This window comes from Pseudomonas sp. SWRI18 (assembly GCF_014268345.1).
Taxonomy (GTDB): domain Bacteria; phylum Pseudomonadota; class Gammaproteobacteria; order Pseudomonadales; family Pseudomonadaceae; genus Aquipseudomonas; species Aquipseudomonas cedrina.
This window is the reverse complement of the sequence record NZ_JACCQQ010000010.1, coordinates 40,293-56,275: the sequence shown is the minus strand read 5'-3', so window position 1 is coordinate 56,275 and position 15,983 is coordinate 40,293. Positions and strand designations below refer to the sequence as shown.

The 15,983-nt window shown below is 62.3% G+C and carries 16 protein-coding genes; 9 read left to right on the top strand and 7 right to left on the bottom strand.

The genetic code is table 11. The features are described 5' to 3' along the window. Positions 1-49 precede the first annotated feature (49 nt). From H0Z09_RS13230 to lnt, 4 genes are read left to right on the top strand one after another with little or no spacing between them, the layout of a single operon-like run. Positions 50-1,054, top strand: coding sequence for a PhoH family protein (locus H0Z09_RS13230; protein WP_186691014.1), 1,005 nt, complete (start codon positions 50-52; stop codon positions 1,052-1,054). Then, positions 1,047-1,505, top strand: coding sequence for an rRNA maturation RNase YbeY (gene ybeY / locus H0Z09_RS13225; protein ID WP_186691013.1), 459 nt, complete (start codon positions 1,047-1,049; stop codon positions 1,503-1,505). Before H0Z09_RS13230 ends, ybeY begins: the two co-directional genes overlap by 8 nt. 41 nt (positions 1,506-1,546) lie before the next feature. Further along, the gene (locus tag H0Z09_RS13220) at positions 1,547-2,386 is read left to right on the top strand and encodes an HlyC/CorC family transporter (RefSeq protein ID WP_010206772.1); all 840 of its coding nucleotides are present in this window, start codon (positions 1,547-1,549) and stop codon (positions 2,384-2,386) included. A gap of 8 nt (positions 2,387-2,394) precedes the next feature. After that, positions 2,395-3,918: an apolipoprotein N-acyltransferase gene (gene lnt / locus H0Z09_RS13215; RefSeq protein WP_186691012.1), complete on the top strand. Its 1,524-nt coding sequence runs from the start codon at positions 2,395-2,397 to the stop codon at positions 3,916-3,918. A 123-nt stretch (positions 3,919-4,041) separates the two neighbouring features. Here the strand turns inward: lnt and H0Z09_RS13210 are convergent, their stop codons facing one another. Next, positions 4,042-4,803 carry a YdcF family protein gene (locus H0Z09_RS13210; protein ID WP_186691011.1) on the bottom strand — a complete coding sequence of 254 codons (762 nt, stop codon included), beginning with the start codon at positions 4,801-4,803 and terminating at the stop codon, positions 4,042-4,044. 100 nt (positions 4,804-4,903) lie between these two features. After that, a complete protein-coding gene (locus H0Z09_RS13205) occupies positions 4,904-5,221 on the bottom strand; it encodes a hypothetical protein (RefSeq protein WP_076952675.1) in 318 nt (105 codons plus the stop codon). A 261-nt stretch (positions 5,222-5,482) separates the two neighbouring features. On the opposite strand from H0Z09_RS13205, the gene leuS reads away from it, so the two are divergent. From leuS to H0Z09_RS13180, 5 genes are all read left to right on the top strand, one after another. After that, on the top strand, positions 5,483-8,089 hold the full coding sequence (leuS, locus tag H0Z09_RS13200; protein WP_186691010.1) for a leucine--tRNA ligase: 2,607 nt from the start codon (positions 5,483-5,485) through the stop codon (positions 8,087-8,089). An 88-nt stretch (positions 8,090-8,177) separates the two neighbouring features. After that, a complete protein-coding gene (gene lptE / locus H0Z09_RS13195) occupies positions 8,178-8,783 on the top strand; it encodes an LPS assembly lipoprotein LptE (RefSeq protein ID WP_186691009.1) in 606 nt (201 codons plus the stop codon). A 39-nt stretch (positions 8,784-8,822) separates the two neighbouring features. Then, positions 8,823-9,860, top strand: coding sequence for a DNA polymerase III subunit delta (gene holA, locus H0Z09_RS13190; RefSeq protein WP_186691008.1), 1,038 nt, complete (start codon positions 8,823-8,825; stop codon positions 9,858-9,860). A gap of 193 nt (positions 9,861-10,053) precedes the next feature. Next, the gene (gene arfA, locus H0Z09_RS13185) at positions 10,054-10,218 is read left to right on the top strand and encodes an alternative ribosome rescue factor ArfA (protein WP_003176285.1); all 165 of its coding nucleotides are present in this window, start codon (positions 10,054-10,056) and stop codon (positions 10,216-10,218) included. Between the two features lie 61 nt (positions 10,219-10,279). Then, positions 10,280-11,605: a lytic murein transglycosylase gene (locus H0Z09_RS13180; RefSeq protein ID WP_186691007.1), complete on the top strand. Its 1,326-nt coding sequence runs from the start codon at positions 10,280-10,282 to the stop codon at positions 11,603-11,605. A 109-nt stretch (positions 11,606-11,714) separates the two neighbouring features. Here H0Z09_RS13180 and H0Z09_RS13175 read toward each other — a convergent pair whose 3' ends face one another. From H0Z09_RS13175 to H0Z09_RS13155, 5 genes are all read right to left on the bottom strand, one after another. Next, complete coding sequence (locus H0Z09_RS13175; RefSeq protein ID WP_186691006.1) at positions 11,715-12,632, bottom strand: LD-carboxypeptidase; 918 nt, start codon at positions 12,630-12,632, stop codon at positions 11,715-11,717. 151 nt (positions 12,633-12,783) lie between these two features. Beyond that, positions 12,784-13,785, bottom strand: a complete 1,002-nt coding sequence (gene lipA / locus H0Z09_RS13170; protein ID WP_186691093.1) for a lipoyl synthase — start codon at positions 13,783-13,785, stop codon at positions 12,784-12,786. 26 nt (positions 13,786-13,811) lie between these two features. Further along, complete coding sequence (gene lipB, locus H0Z09_RS13165) at positions 13,812-14,459, bottom strand: lipoyl(octanoyl) transferase LipB (protein WP_076952668.1); 648 nt, start codon at positions 14,457-14,459, stop codon at positions 13,812-13,814. Further along, complete coding sequence (locus H0Z09_RS13160) at positions 14,459-14,734, bottom strand: DUF493 domain-containing protein (RefSeq protein WP_048724650.1); 276 nt, start codon at positions 14,732-14,734, stop codon at positions 14,459-14,461. Before H0Z09_RS13160 ends, lipB begins: the two co-directional genes overlap by 1 nt. 83 nt (positions 14,735-14,817) lie before the next feature. Then, positions 14,818-15,975, bottom strand: coding sequence for a D-alanyl-D-alanine carboxypeptidase family protein (locus H0Z09_RS13155; RefSeq protein ID WP_186691005.1), 1,158 nt, complete (start codon positions 15,973-15,975; stop codon positions 14,818-14,820). Between the last annotated feature and the right edge of the window lie 8 nt (positions 15,976-15,983).

Genomic DNA, 15,983 nt, shown 5'->3' with positions numbered 1-15,983 from the left:
CGTTATTCTCTAATCCACCTCAACAGCCAAAGGGCGGCTAAAAGCGACCTTGAACGCACCCATAGTAGAACCCCATCGTTTCATTCTCGAGCCGTTTGAGGCTCGCCGTTTCGCCAACCTGTGCGGACAGTTCGACGAGCACCTGCGCCTGATCGAACAACGCCTGAGCATCGAGATCCGCAACCGCGGCAATCAGTTCGAGCTCATTGGTGACCCCCAACACACGACGTCCGCAGAAAACCTGCTGCGCCGCCTCTACCGCGAAACCAAGGGTAGCGAGCTGTCGCCGGAAACCGTGCACCTGTACCTGCAGGAATCGGCGGTCGAAGACCTCGCCAACAACCCCGTGGCCGAAGCCAGCGTGGCGTTGCGTACCAAAAAAGGCATGATTCGCCCGCGCGGCTTGAATCAGCAGAAGTACGTCAAGGAAATCCTCGGCAACGACATCAACTTCGGCATCGGCCCCGCCGGTACCGGCAAGACCTACCTGGCCGTGGCCTGCGCGGTCGACGCGCTGGAGCGCGAGCAGGTGCGTCGCATCCTGTTGGTGCGCCCGGCGGTCGAGGCCGGCGAGAAGCTCGGCTTCCTGCCCGGCGACCTGGCCCAGAAGATCGACCCGTACCTGCGCCCGCTCTATGACGCGCTCTACGAGATGCTCGGCTTCGAATATGTGGCCAAGCTGATCGAACGCCAGGTGATCGAAATCGCTCCGCTGGCCTATATGCGCGGACGCACCTTGAACAACAGCTTCATCATCCTCGACGAGAGCCAGAACACCACCGTCGAACAAATGAAGATGTTCCTCACCCGCATCGGTTTCGGCTCCACCGCCGTGATCACCGGTGACGTCACCCAGGTTGACCTGCCCAAGGGCACCAAATCGGGCCTGGCCCAGGTGATCGAGGTGCTCAAGGACGTGCCGGGTATCAGCTTCACGCACTTTATGCCCAAGGACGTGGTGCGCCACCCGCTGGTGCAGCGCATTGTCGAGGCCTATGAGCGCTTCGATCATCGCGACGACGCACCGGCCAAGGACGCGCGCCGCGATGCTTGAGCTTGACCTGCAGCTGGCCACCGAAGCATCCGTCCCCAGCGAAGCACAGTTTCGCCAATGGTGTGCGCTGGCCCTGCGCCAGCGCAGCGCCGACTCGGAACTGACCATCCGTCTGGTGGATGAGCCCGAAGGTCGAGCGCTGAACCACACCTGGCGTCAAAAGGATTACGCAACCAACGTGTTGTCCTTTCCCGCTGATGTACCGGATGAGCTGCTGGATATCCCGCTGCTGGGCGATCTGGTGGTCTGCGTCGAGGTGGTGGAACGCGAAGCGAAGGAACAGGGCAAGGCACTTGAGGCCCATTGGGCCCATCTGGTCATCCACGGCTGCTTGCATCTCTTGGGTTACGACCATATAGACGATGACGAAGCCGAGGAAATGGAAGCACTGGAACAAACGTTGCTTGCAGAACTGGGCCATCCGGACCCGTATGCGGACGACGAAGTTTAAAAACACTCAACTGTCACACTAAAGGATTCAGAGTAATCGCTATGAGCGAAGACCGATCGAGCAACGGGCAGAAGTCATGGCTGGGGAAACTGACCCAGGCTTTTGCCCACGAGCCGAAAAACCGCCAGGAGCTGCTTGAGCTGCTGCGCGAGGCCCACCAGAACAAGTTGCTGGACAGCGAAGCGCTGGCCATCGTCGAAGGCGCCATCCAGGTGGCTGACCTGCAAGTACGCGACATCATGGTCCCGCGCTCGCAGATGATCAGCATCAAGGCGACCCAGACCCCACGGGAGTTCCTCCCGGCCGTGATCGACTCGGCGCACTCGCGCTACCCGGTAATCGGTGAAAGCCATGACGACGTCATGGGCGTCCTGCTGGCCAAGGACCTGCTGCCGCTGATCCTCAAGGAGAACGGCGACAGCTTCAACATCAAGGACCTGCTGCGTCCGGCCACCTTCGTGCCCGAATCCAAGCGCCTGAACGTGCTGCTGCGTGAATTCCGCGCCAATCACAACCACATGGCCATTGTGATCGACGAATACGGCGGCGTGGCCGGCCTGGTGACGATTGAAGACGTGCTGGAGCAGATCGTCGGCGACATCGAAGACGAGCACGACGTCGAGGAAGACAGCTACATCAAGCCACTGCCCAGCGGTGATTTCCTGATCAAGGCGCTGACGCCGATCGAGAACTTCAACGAATTTTTCGACAGCGAGTTCTCCGACGACGAGTTCGACACCGTCGGCGGCCTGGTGATGAGCGCGTTCGGGCATCTGCCAAAACGTAACGAAACCACCGAGATCGGCGCGTATCGCTTTCGCATCCTGAATGCCGACAGCCGTCGTATCCACCTGATCCGTCTGACCCCTATTGCCCGATAAGGACTCAAATGCGCCGTCTGATCGCACCCGGCTGGCCCGGTAATCTGCTGGCCGTGGTGGCCGGCGCCATCACCACCCTGGCGTTGGCGCCGTTCGATCTGTGGCCGCTTGCCTTGGTGGCGGCCGGGTTCTTTTACGTGGGGCTGCGGGAACTGAGCCCACGCCAGGCCTTGGGCCGTGGCTGGTGTTTCGGTTTCGGCCTGTTTGGCGCCGGCACCAGCTGGATCTACTACAGCATTCACCACTTCGGCGGCGCTTCGGTGCTGCTGGCGGGCTTGCTGATGCTGCTGTTTACCGCCGCCATCGCCTGGTTCTTCGCCCTGCCCGCCTGGCTGTGGGCGCGCTGGCTGCGTCGCAATGAGGCACCGCTGGCGGATGCGTTGACATTCGCCGCATTGTGGGTCGGCCAGGAAGCGTTTCGGGGCTGGTTCCTTACTGGCTTTCCGTGGTTGTACTCCGGTTACAGCCAGCTTGACGGCCCCCTCTCGGGCCTGGCGCCGGTGGGCGGGATGTGGCTGATTTCGTTTGCCCTCGCACTGACCGCGGCGCTGCTGTGCAACCTGCCGCGCCTGCTGGCAGGCAAGCGCAACGCGTTTATCGGCGCGGGCCTGGTGCTGCTGGTGGCGCCCTGGGCGATCGGCCTGGCGCTCAAGCATCACGCCTGGACCAGCCCGTCTGGCGCGCCGCTGACCGTTGCAGCTCTTCAAGGCAATGTTGAACAAAGCATGAAGTGGGACCCGGAGCAGCTCAATGCGCAGCTCGCGCTGTACCGTGACATGAGCTTCGCTTCCAAGCGCGTCGACCTGCTGGTGTGGCCGGAGACCGCCGTGCCCGTTCTCAAGGAGTCCGTCGAAGGCTACCTGGGCATGATGGGCAAGTTCGCCGCCGATCGGCATACGGCGCTGATCACCGGCGTGCCGATCCGCCAGGAAGTGCATCACCAGAAGCGCTACTTCAACGGCATCACCGTGGTCGGCGAAGGCGACGGCACCTACCTCAAGCAGAAACTGGTGCCCTTCGGTGAGTACGTGCCATTGCAGGACATGCTGCGCGGCCTGATCGCCTTTTTCGATCTGCCGATGTCGGACTTCGCCCGCGGCCCCGCCGACCAGGCGATGTTGCAGGCCAAGGGCTACCAGATTGCGCCGTTCATTTGCTACGAAGTGGTGTACCCGGAATTCGCCGCCGGCCTGTCGGCCCAGAGCGACCTGTTGCTGACCATCAGCAACGACACCTGGTTCGGCCGCTCCATCGGCCCCTTGCAGCACCTGCAAATGGCGCAGATGCGGGCACTGGAGGCGGGCCGCTGGATGATCCGCGCCACCAACAATGGCGTGACCGGCCTGATCAACCCATTCGGGCAGATCACCGCACAGATCCCGCAATTCGAGCGCGGCATTCTCTACGGTGAAGTGGTGCCGATGCACAATCTCACGCCGTACCTGCAATGGCGGTCGTGGCCGTTGATTATTGTGTGTCTCGGACTGTTCGGCTGGGCGCTGCTGGCAAGCCGGATGGCCAAAACGGTCTGACAGACACCGCAGAACCAATGTGGGAGCGGGCTTGCTCGCGAATGCGGAGTGTCAGTCACCAGATGTATTGACTGATCCACCGCATTCGCGAGCAAGCCCGCTCCCACAGTTTGATTTGAGGTGTTATCTATAGAACAACCGATAACCCACCTGCCCTACCGCTTCATTGATCAACTGCCCGCTCTGCCATATCGACTTGAACTCCGGCATCCAGCCACCCAGCGGGCGAGCGTTATCCACGCCCAGAAACCCCACCGGCGCAGGCACTACGCTGAAACCGGCCTTCTCAAAACTCCATACCGCCCGCGGCATGTGCGAGGCATGAGTCACGACCACCACACGTTTGACGCCTTCGGGCAGTAGTATCTCAGCGCTCATCTGCGCATTTTCCCACGTAGTGCGGCTGCGCTCTTCCTTCCAGCGCACGTTCACGCCGAAGTCATCGCGCATCGACACCGCCATCAACTCGGCCTCGCTGGGCGGCGTGCCGTAATGCAGGCCGCCGGTGGCCAGCACCGGCAAACCGGACGCCTTGGCCAAGCGCGCGGCGTAACGCTGGCGTTCCAGGCCGATACCGGTGGGCTGGTCGGTGCCCCAGGCCGGGTCTCCACGCTCGCGTCCCGACCCCAGCACCACAATGGCGTCGGCGCGCCCAGCCAGGGTCGACCACTCTTCCCGCGCAAGCGGCGGTACGGTTTCCAGGGCCCGTGCGCCCCACTCCACCACCGCCGGCAGGCTGATCAGCCACATCCCCCCGAACCCCAAGGCAAAACAACACGCCGCCAGGCGTGGGCGGCTGCGACGAAACCACCAGGCAAGGGCCAGCAACAGCAAGAGAATGCCGGGCGGCAGGAGCAGTTGTTTGATGAAATAACGAATAGGCATCGAGCATCTCCATAGATGCCCGAAGCCTAAGGTGTAACGGGGTTTAGCGACAATCTTTACGGTGAAATGGCGCGGTGATGCGGTACAGGAGAGCGGTTGACTACGTGTAGCGGGCGGACCGGAGTTTTTCCGGGCCACGACCGGCAGACAAGTCCTTGAGCCACACCACCTTGGCAGAGTGAGCAGGCCCCTTGGCCGGCGGGGTCGCCACCCAGGGAGGCGTGGTACGCCCATTGCGTTCCAGGTAAGCCTTGATCAGCTCCAGCTCCGCGCGGCTCAAACCGCGCAACTCCAACTCAACGGGCCGTTCATCACGCAATCGGCCCGCCGTCCTCGCCGCATCCAATGCACGACCCAAACGGTCGATCAATCCTTCGTAGATATCCGGTTTCGATACGATTCGCTGCGATTCAACCATCCCCTCACCTCATTGAAGAAAGACTTGCTCCCCAATAAACAGCGTAGTCCCCGTTGCTGCGCCTGCCCGGCGCCGCGACAGACGGCCTGGCCTGCGCAATCAGGGTTTCCCTCGATAGAGTGGGCTCATGTATGCTACGGCGCTTCCTGTCACTCCACTTCCCGCAGGGTTTGGGCACGGACGCGCCGCTTTCTGGTGTCGATCAACCTGAACGTTGCACCGAAGAGGATTAGGCCACCCCTATCCAGTTCAAAAGTAGCCATGCACGAACACTATCAGCCCCGTGAAATAGAAAATGCCGCCCAAACCTTCTGGGACGAGCAAAAGTCCTTTGAAGTCAGCGAACAGCCAGGCAAGGAGACTTTCTACTGCCTGTCGATGTTCCCTTACCCCAGCGGCAAGCTACACATGGGGCATGTGCGCAACTACACCATCGGCGACGTGATTTCCCGCTACCAGCGCATGCAAGGCAAGAACGTCCTGCAACCCATGGGTTGGGACGCCTTCGGCATGCCGGCGGAAAACGCCGCGATGAAAAACAACGTGGCGCCCGCCAAGTGGACCTACGAAAACATCGCCTACATGAAGAACCAGCTGCGCAGCCTGGGCCTGGCGGTGGACTGGTCCCGCGAAGTGACCACCTGCAAGCCGGACTACTACCGCTGGGAACAATGGCTGTTCACGCGCCTGTTCGAAAAAGGCGTGATCTACAAAAAGAGCGGCACCGTGAACTGGGACCCGGTCGACCAGACCGTGCTGGCCAACGAGCAGGTGATCGACGGTCGCGGCTGGCGCTCCGGCGCGCTGATCGAGAAGCGCGAAATCCCGATGTACTACTTCAAGATCACCGCCTACGCCGATGAACTGCTGTCGAGCCTCGACGACCTGCCGGGCTGGCCTGAACAGGTCAAGACCATGCAGCGCAACTGGATCGGCAAGTCCAAGGGCATGGAAGTGCAGTTCCCGTACAACGTCGATTCGATCGGCGAAGCGGGCGCGCTCAAAGTCTTCACCACCCGTCCGGACACCCTGATGGGCGCGACCTACGTCGCCGTGGCCGCCGAACACCCGCTGGCCACCCAGGCCGCACGCAACAACCCTGAGCTGCAGGCGTTCATCGCCGAATGCAAAGGCGGCAGCGTGGCTGAAGCCGACGTCGCCACCCAGGAGAAAAAAGGCCTGCCGACCGGGCTGTTTGTCGAGCACCCGCTGACGGGCGAGAAACTGCCGGTATGGGTCGCCAACTATGTGCTGATGCACTACGGCGATGGCGCCGTAATGGCAGTGCCGGCCCACGACGAGCGCGACTTCGAATTCGCCAGCAAATACGACCTGCCGATCAAGTCCGTGGTGCGCACCAGCGCGGGCGACACCAACCCGGCCCCGTGGCAGGACGCCTACGGCGAGCACGGTGAGCTGATCAACTCCGGCGAGTTCGACGGCCTGGATTTCCAGGGTGCTTTCGACGCGATTGAAGTCGCCCTGATCAAGAAAAACCTCGGCGCCTCGCGCACTCAGTTCCGCCTGCGCGACTGGGGCATCAGCCGCCAGCGCTATTGGGGCTGCCCGATCCCGATCATCCACTGCGAAAGCTGTGGCGACGTGCCGGTGCCGGAAGACCAACTGCCGGTCGTGCTGCCGGAAGACGTGGTACCGGACGGTGCCGGTTCGCCACTGGCGCGCATGCCCGAGTTCTACGAGTGCAGTTGCCCGAAATGCGGCCAGCCTGCCAAGCGTGAAACCGACACCATGGACACCTTCGTCGAGTCCTCGTGGTACTACGCCCGCTACGCCTCGCCGCACTATGCAGGCGGCCTGGTAGAAAAATCCGCAGCCGACCACTGGCTGCCGGTGGACCAGTACATCGGTGGTATCGAACACGCCATTCTTCACCTGCTGTACGCGCGCTTCTTCCACAAGCTGATGCGCGACGAAGGCCTGGTCAGTTCCGACGAGCCGTTCAAGAACCTGCTGACCCAGGGCATGGTGGTCGCCGAGACTTACTATCGCCGTGAAGCCAATGGCGCCTACACCTGGTTCAACCCGGCCGACGTCGAGCTCGAACGCGACAGCAAAGCCAAGGTCATAAGCGCCAAGCTGATCGCCGACGGCCTGCCAGTGGAAATCGGTGGCACCGAGAAGATGGCCAAGTCGAAGAACAACGGCGTCGACCCTCAGTCGATGATCGATCAGTTCGGCGCCGACACCTGCCGCCTGTTCATGATGTTCGCCTCGCCGCCCGACATGAGCGCCGAATGGTCCGACTCCGGCGTCGAAGGTTCGCACCGCTTCCTCAAGCGCGTCTGGCGCCTGGCGCACGCGCACATCAGCCAGGGCCTGCCGGGCAAGCTGGACGTGGCGACCTTGAGCGACGAGCAGAAAGCCATTCGCCGCAGCACCCACCTGGCCATCAAGCAAGCCAGCCAGGACGTGGGCCAGCACCACAAGTTCAACACCGCCATCGCCCAGGTGATGACGCTGATGAACGTGCTGGAAAAAGCCCCACAAGCCACTGAACAGGATCGCGCACTGGTGCAGGAAGGCCTGGAAACGGTCACCCTGCTGCTGGCCCCGATCACGCCGCACATCAGCCACGACCTGTGGAACCGTCTGGGCCACAGCGAAGCGGTCATTGATGCGCGCTGGCCGGTGCAGGATGACAGCGCCCTGGTACAGGACACGCTGCAACTGGTGATCCAGGTCAACGGCAAACTGCGCGGCCAGATCGACATGCCGGCCAGCGCCAGCCGCGAAGACGTGGAAGCGGCCGCCCGCATCAACGAAAACGTGCTGCGCTTCACCGAGGGCCTGACGATCCGCAAAGTGATCGTGGTGCCTGGCAAACTGGTCAATATCGTCGCTAGCTAATCGGATCGGGCGCAGGGCTTGAGCCCTGCGCCGAACAAAGCCTTCAGGGCCTCGATAAGGCCCACATGGTTTCAAGGGGAGCAACAAAATGATCAAACGCAATTTGCTGGTTATGGGCCTTGCCGTGCTGCTGAGCGCTTGCGGCTTCCAACTGCGCGGTACCGGCACCCAGGAACTGGCGATCAAGGAACTGGACGTCAGTGCCCGCGACGCCTACAGCGAAACAGTGACCCAGTTGCGTCAGGTCCTGGAAAACAGTGGCGTACACGTCTACACCGGCGCGACCTACAAGCTGTTCCTGGCCAACGAACGGGAAACCCAGCGCAACCTGAGTTATGCCAGCGCCGGGCGTGCGTCCGATATCGAACTGAGCACCGTGCTCAGCTTTGAAATCCAGGGCCACGACAAGCTGCCTTTGATGGGTGACGACATCCAGATCCAGAAAATCGTCAGCCACGACGGCAACAACCTGGTGGGTTCGGACTCCGAAGTCATCCAGGTGCGCAAGGAAATGCGTCGCGAACTGGTACAGCGCATGATGCTGCGCCTGGCGATGATCACGCCGCAACAGCTCGAGGTCCTGCAGCAACGGGCTGACGACAAGGCCAAGGCTGACGCCGACGCACTCAAGGCTGCCCAGGAGTACGAAGACAACACGCCGAAACAATCGCCTGTTGAAGTCCCTGTCGAGTAAGCCAGACGGGGCGCGCCAAGCGCCCCGTTCGCCCTGCCTATGAAACTCGCCCCCGCCCAACTCGCCAAGCACCTGCAAGGTGGCCTCGCGCCTGTCTACATCGTCAGCGGCGATGATCCGCTGCTGTGCCAGGAAGCCACCGACGCCATCCGCGCCGCCGTGCGCCAGCAAGGCTTCGATGAACGCCAGGTGTTCAGCGCCGACGCCAGTTTCGACTGGGGCACGTTGCTGCAAGCCGGCGCGAGCATGTCGCTGTTTGCCGAAAAACGCCTGCTGGAACTGCGCCTGCCTTCAGGCAAGCCCGGCGACAAGGGTGCGGCAGCCTTGATGGAATATTGCTCACGGCCTGCCGAAGACACGGTGCTGTTGATCAGCCTGCCCAAGCTCGATGGCAGTGCGCAGAAAACCAAATGGGGCAAGGCCCTGGTGGAAGGGGCGCACACCCAGTTCATCCAGATCTGGCCGGTGGACAGCAGCCAGTTGCCGCAGTGGATTCGCCAGCGCCTGTCTCAATCGGGGTTGTCGGCCACCCAGGATGCGGTGGAGCTGATCGCCGCGCGGGTCGAAGGCAACTTGCTGGCCGCCGCCCAGGAGATCGAAAAGCTCAAGCTGATGGCTGAAGACGGGCAGATCACCGTCGAAACCGTTCAGGGCGCCGTGGCTGACAGCGCGCGCTTTGACGTGTTCGGGCTGGTGGACGCAATCCTCAACGGCGAACCCGCTCACGCCCTGCGCATGCTCGAAGGCCTGCGCGGCGAAGGCGTGGAGCCACCGGTGATCCTGTGGGCCCTGGCCAGGGAGCTGCGGGTGCTGGCCAATATTGCCTTGCAATACAGCCAGGGCACACCGCTGGACAAATGTTTCAGCCAGGCTCGACCGCCGGTCTGGGACAAGCGCAAGCCCCTGATGAGCAAAGCCCTGCAACGGCACTCGGCGCAACGCTGGGCGCAGCTTTTGCTGGAAGCGCAGCGCATCGATGCGCAGATCAAGGGCCAGGCAGCCGGCTCGCCGTGGATGAGCCTGAGCCGTTTGTCGCTGTTGATGTGCGGCCAGCGCCTGACCCTTCCCGCCGAATAACCGCAGTTCCAATGTGGGAGCGGGTTTGCTCGCGAATGCGGAGTATCAGTCAATTAATCAGTTGGCTGACACACCGCATTCGCGAGCAAGCCCGCTCCCACATTTTGAACGCGTTTACAATTCTCAGGCTTTACAGCAGCCTCACTTCGGCGGATTATTTGCACCGCTCCACCCACCCACGAGAGTAACCATCATGAGCAAAAAGCCATCCAAGCATGGCCCCAACAAGGCCAAATCCATCATCGCCCAGCCACTGTTCCGCAGCCGTCAGGAACGCGCCGGCAAGGGCAAAGGCAGCTACCGCCGCGAAGCCTTCCAGTCTAATAGCTGGGAGGCTTCTTACTTTCTGGCTGCCTGAAGGCAAGCGCCCCTCCGGCATGATAAGGTCTGCTTCTGATTTGTAATCCCTGGACCTGTGCATGCCCTCTAGTCTTTCCCGTCGTTGCCACCTTCGCCAATTGATCGCTGCCTCCAGCCTCATTCTGCTTGTCGCCTGCGCGGAAAAACCAACCGCCGCCGACGCTCAACCACTGCCCAAACTCCAGACCGCCCCGGTGGTCGCACCTGCCGTAGTGGCCCCGCTGGCCGTGGACAACCTTGATATCCAACCCACCCAGACCTTTGCCGAATGGCAGGCCGGCTTTCGCGCGCAAGCCCTGCAGGCCGGCATCACTGCCGCCGTGTTCGACACTGCCTTCGCCGACGTCACGCCCGACATGGCAGTGATCCGCGCCGACCGCAGCCAGCCGGAATTTTCCCGCCCGGTGTGGGAATACCTGGACGGCGCCCTCTCGCCGGTGCGCGTGCGCAACGGCCAGGCCTTGCTGGTCAGGTACGCCGACATCCTGCAGAGCATCGAGCAACGCTACGGCGTTGACCGCCAGGCGCTGGTATCGGTGTGGGGCATGGAAAGCAACTTCGGCCAGTTCCAGGGCAATAACTCGGTGATCCGCTCGCTGGCGACCCTGGCCTACGAAGGCCGTCGCCCGGCGTTTGCCCAGGCGCAACTGCTGGCGGCGTTGCAGATCATCCAACACGGCGACATCCAGGCCGACCAGATGAAAGGCTCCTGGGCCGGCGCCATGGGCCAGACCCAATTTATCCCGACCACCTACAACACCCACGCCGTGGACTTTGATGGCGACGGTCGCCGCGACATCTGGAACAGCCCGGCTGACGCCCTCGCCTCCACCGCGCACTACCTGCAAAGCTCCGGCTGGCAGAAAGGCCAGCCATGGGGTTTCGAGGTAAAACAACTGCCGACGAACTTTGATTACGCCCTCGCCGATGGCGGCATCCGCAAGACTGTTGCCGAATGGCTGCAATTGGGCGTCCAACTGCCACCGGGCGCAAGCATGCCGCCCAACGTCGACCAACTGTCCGCCGCGCTGCTGTTGCCGTCGGGCTACCGTGGGCCGGCATTCCTGGTACTGGATAACTTCCGCGCGATCCTCAAGTACAACAACTCGTCGTCCTACGCGCTGGCGGTTGGCTTGCTGTCGGAGCGGTTCGGCGGTGGCGGCGTGATTCGTGGCGATTGGCCAAAGGATGAGCTGCCGTTGAGCCGCTCACAGCGTATCGATTTGCAGACGGCGTTGAGTGCCAATGGCTATGACGCGGGCAACCCGGACGGGATCATCGGCGCCAATACGCGCAAGGCGATCCGCGCGGCGCAGCAGGCACTGGGCTGGCCGGCGGATGGGTATCCGACGGTGAAACTGCTGGAATCGTTGCAGAACCGCTAAACCGGCTTATGGCGACCGTCGCTATCGCAGGCAAGCCAGCTCCCACATTTGGAATGCATTTCCCCTGTGGGAGGTGGCTTGCCTGCGATGAGACCCTGCCAGGCAACAACTAGCTAAAGACCACATCCTGCTCCAGCACCACCCGCTGCTCCCCTGCATCCAACCGCACCCAAGCGCCCATCGGCAGCGTCAGGTTCGGGTCGCAATGCCCGCTGCGCCAGCCGGACAACACCGGGATGCACAGCGGCTCGAAGGTCTGCTTCAGCAGCCGCTCCAGGGCAACAGCTTCCACACCCGCCACATCCCCCACCAGCACGCCAGCCACCTGGGCCAGCTTGCCCGCCAGGCGCAAATGCGTGAGCAGGCGGTCGATGCGGTAGATCGGCTCGTTGATGTCTTCGATGAACAGGATGATGCCGTCGGCGTCGATCTCGTAAGGCGTGCCCATCACTGCCGCGATCATCGACAGGTTGCCGCCCAGCAAACGCCCACAGGCGATGCCCGGCTCAAGGGTGGTCAACGGGAAGGCGGCCGGGTGAGCCAGCACGCTGCCCGCACCAAGGTCACCGCGCAGCAGGCCGAGCAATGACGACTCGGTAGGCGGCTGCTTGCCGCCGAGCAAGTCGGCATTGAGCATGGGGCCGTGGAAGGTCACGAAACCGGCGTAGCGGTTGATCGCCAGGTGCAAGGCGGTGATGTCGCTGTAGCCCACGAAGGGCTTGGGGTTGGCGCGCAGCAGTTCAAAATCCAGGCTGTCGAGCAGACGTGGCGTGCCGTAGCCGCCGCGCAGGCAGAAGATGGCGTCGATGGCAGGGTCGGCGAAGGCGCTGTGCAGGTCGTTGAGGCGGACTTTATCGCTGCCGGCGAGGTAGCCGTCTCGCTCATACACGCCAGGGAAGATTCGCAGGTCATAGCCGCGGGCGCGCATCCATTGGCCGGCTTTTTCGACGTCCAGCGCGGCGGGGCCGGCGGGGGCGATCAGGGCGATGGTGCCTTCGGATTGCAAGGAAGGTACGGCAATGCTCATCCACAACTCTCCTTGGCAGACGCGGAACGAAATGTGGGAGCGGGCTTGCTCGCGAAGGCGCAGTGTCAGTCAATAAATCAGGTGACTGAAACACCGCCTTCGCGAGCAAGCCCGCTCCCACATTGGATCAGCGGTGTTGGCCAAGTCTGTATTACGACACCAAACTAGCCTTGACCAGCTTGGCCTGCTCGTCCGCGTGGTACGAGGAGCGCACCAGAGGGCCGGACGCCACGTTCTTGAAGCCCATCTTGTAGCCTTCCTCGGCGAACCAGGCGAAGGTGTCCGGGTGCACGAAACGCTGCACCGGCAAGTGGCTGCGGGACGGTTGCAGGTACTGGCCCAGGGTCAGCATATCGATGTCGTGTTCGCGCATGCGCTTCATGACCTCGATCACCTCTTCGTCGGTCTCGCCCAGGCCCAGCATCAAGCCGGATTTGGTCGGAATGTGCGGCATCATCTGCTTGAATTTCTGCAGCAGGGTCAGCGACCACTGGTAATCCGAACCCGGACGCGCGGCCTTGTACAGGCGCGGTACGGTTTCCAGGTTGTGGTTGAACACATCCGGCGGCTCGGCGGCGGTGATTTGCAGCGCCACGTCCATGCGGCCACGGTAGTCCGGCACCAGGGTTTCGAGCATGACGTTCGGCGACAGCTTGCGAATTTCGCGGATGCAGTCGGCAAAGTGTTGGGCGCCGCCGTCACGCAGGTCGTCGCGGTCGACCGAGGTGATCACCACGTATTTGAGTTTCAGGTCGGCAATGGCGATAGCCAGGCTTTGCGGCTCGTTGACGTCCAGAGGCTTCGGCCGGCCGTGGCCGACGTCGCAGAATGGGCAACGACGGGTGCAGATGTCGCCCATGATCATGAAGGTGGCGGTGCCGCCGGAGAAGCACTCACCCAGGTTCGGGCAGGAAGCTTCTTCGCACACGCTGTGCAGCTTGTGCTTGCGCAGCAGGGCCTTGATACGGTCGACTTCCGGCGAAACCGGGATGCGCACGCGGATCCAGTCGGGTTTCTTCGGCAGTTCGGTGGTCGGAATGATCTTCACCGGGATGCGTGCAACCTTCTCGGCGCCGCGCAGCTTGACGCCGGCTTCCACCTTGGCACGCGGGGCCGGGGCCGGACGGTCGGTCACGTCGACCGTCGGGATCATGGTTTGCACTGCATCAGTAGTCATAGTCAGTCGATTCCGCCCGTAAGGGTCGTCTGCTCAGCATAGTCGAGGTGTTTGACGAGCTGCGCACGCAGCCGGGCACTTACCTCGGCAAATTTAATCGGTGTGGCGTGGTCACTCAGTTGCGTCATCGCCAACCCGGCATAACCGCACGGGTTGATCCGCCGGAACGGCGCCAGGTCCATGTCCACGTTCAGGGCCAGGCCATGAAAGGAACAACCGTGGCGAATGCGCAAGCCGAGGGACGCGATTTTCGCGCCATCCACATACACACCGGGTGCATCGGGCTTGGCCGCGGCGGTCACGCCGTAACTGGCCAACAGCTCGATCAGGCAAGCCTCCATGCGGCTCACCAGGTCGCGTACGCCAAACCCAAGCTTGCGCACGTCCAGCAGCAAGTAAGCCACCAGTTGACCCGGCCCATGGTAAGTCACTTGGCCACCTCGGTCGACCTGCACCACCGGAATATCCCCCGGCAGCAACAGATGCTCGGCCTTGCCGGCCTGGCCCTGGGTGAACACCGGCGGGTGTTCCACCAGCCAGATTTCATCGGCGGCGGTGCTGCCGCGCTCGTTGGTAAAGCGCTGCATGGCATGCCAGACGGGCTCGTAGGCCATCCGGCCGAGCTCGCGAAAGCCCAATACCTGTGGCATCACAGCACCATGTGCACGAAGCCGGTGGCCCGCAGTTCACTGTTGATGTCGTAGAGCTGGTCTTGCCCGATTGCAACGATGTGCAATTGGATTGTGGTGTATTTGCCTGTGGAGCTGGATCGCTCGTCCACACGCTGGTCATTGATCGTCGCGTGCTTACGCACAATCTCGAGGATCAGATCTTTGCGGCCTACGCCGGTATCGCTGATGATCTTGATCGGATAGTCCACCACCGGGAATTCGATCTTTGGCGCCTTTACTTCGGTATCGGTCATGGCGTAACGGCCTCGTAAGCGTAAGCCTTGGCGACAACAAAGCCCCGCGTCGGATCAACGCGGGGCTTTGCAGGTGCACACTATCAGTTGAACAAGCCGTAGAAGAATAGACGGATGCTATCCCACACGCGGCGGAAGATACCACCTTCGTCGACGGCGTCCAGGGCGATCAGGTCGGCGCTGTGCACCACCTTGTCGTCCAGCTTGACTTCGACTTTACCAATCACGTCGCCCTTGGCGATCGGCGCCACCAATTGCGGGTTCATGGTCATGCTGGCCGCGAGCTTTTTCAGCTGGCCTTTAGGCATGGTCAGGGTCAGGTCTTCAGCCAGGCCGGCCTTGACTTGCGAAGTTGCGCCTTTCCACACCGGCGCGGTCGCGAGCTCCGCACCCTTCTGGTAGAAGGTCTGGGTTTCGAAGAAGCGGAAACCGTAGGTCAGCAGTTTTTGCGTCTCGGCCGCACGGGCCTGCTCGCTGTTGGTGCCGAAGACCACGGCGATCAGGCGCTGGCCGTCACGCACGGCGGACGACACCATGCAGTAGCCGGCTTCTTCGGTGTGGCCGGTCTTCAGACCGTCGACGGTCTTGTCGCGCCACAGCAGCAGGTTGCGGTTAGGCTGCTTGATGTTGTTCCAGAAGAACTCCTTTTGGGAGTAGATCGCGTAGTGCACCGGGTCGACGCGAATGATCGCGCGCGCCAGCAGGGCCATGTCGTGAGCCGACGAATAGTGCTCCGGGTTCGGCAAGCCGGTCGGGTTCATGAAGTGGCTGTTGGTCATGCCCAGGTCGCCGGCCGTCTTGTTCATCATGTCGGCGAACGCGTCTTCGCTGCCGGCGATGTGCTCGGCCAGGGCCACGCTGGCGTCGTTGCCGGACTGGATGATGATGCCGTGCAGCAGGTCGCTCACCGTGACCTGCGAACCGACTTTGATGAACATCCGCGAACCGCCGGTACGCCAGGCGTTTTCGCTGACGGTCACCGGGTCGTTCTCGCCGATCTGGCCGCGACGGATTTCCAGGGTCGCGATGTAGGCGGTCATCAGTTTGGTCAGGCTGGCCGGCGGCAGGCGCTGGTCACCGTTGTTCTCGACCAGCACGTTGCCGCTGGCGGCATCCATGAGGACCCAGGCCTTGGCGGCCAGTTGCGGGGAGGCCGGCACCATTTCAACCGCCCAGGCGGCCGGGGTGATGATCAGCGAAAGAAGCAGGCACGTGCGTTTGGCTAAGGTGGTGATGTTCATCCGTCTCT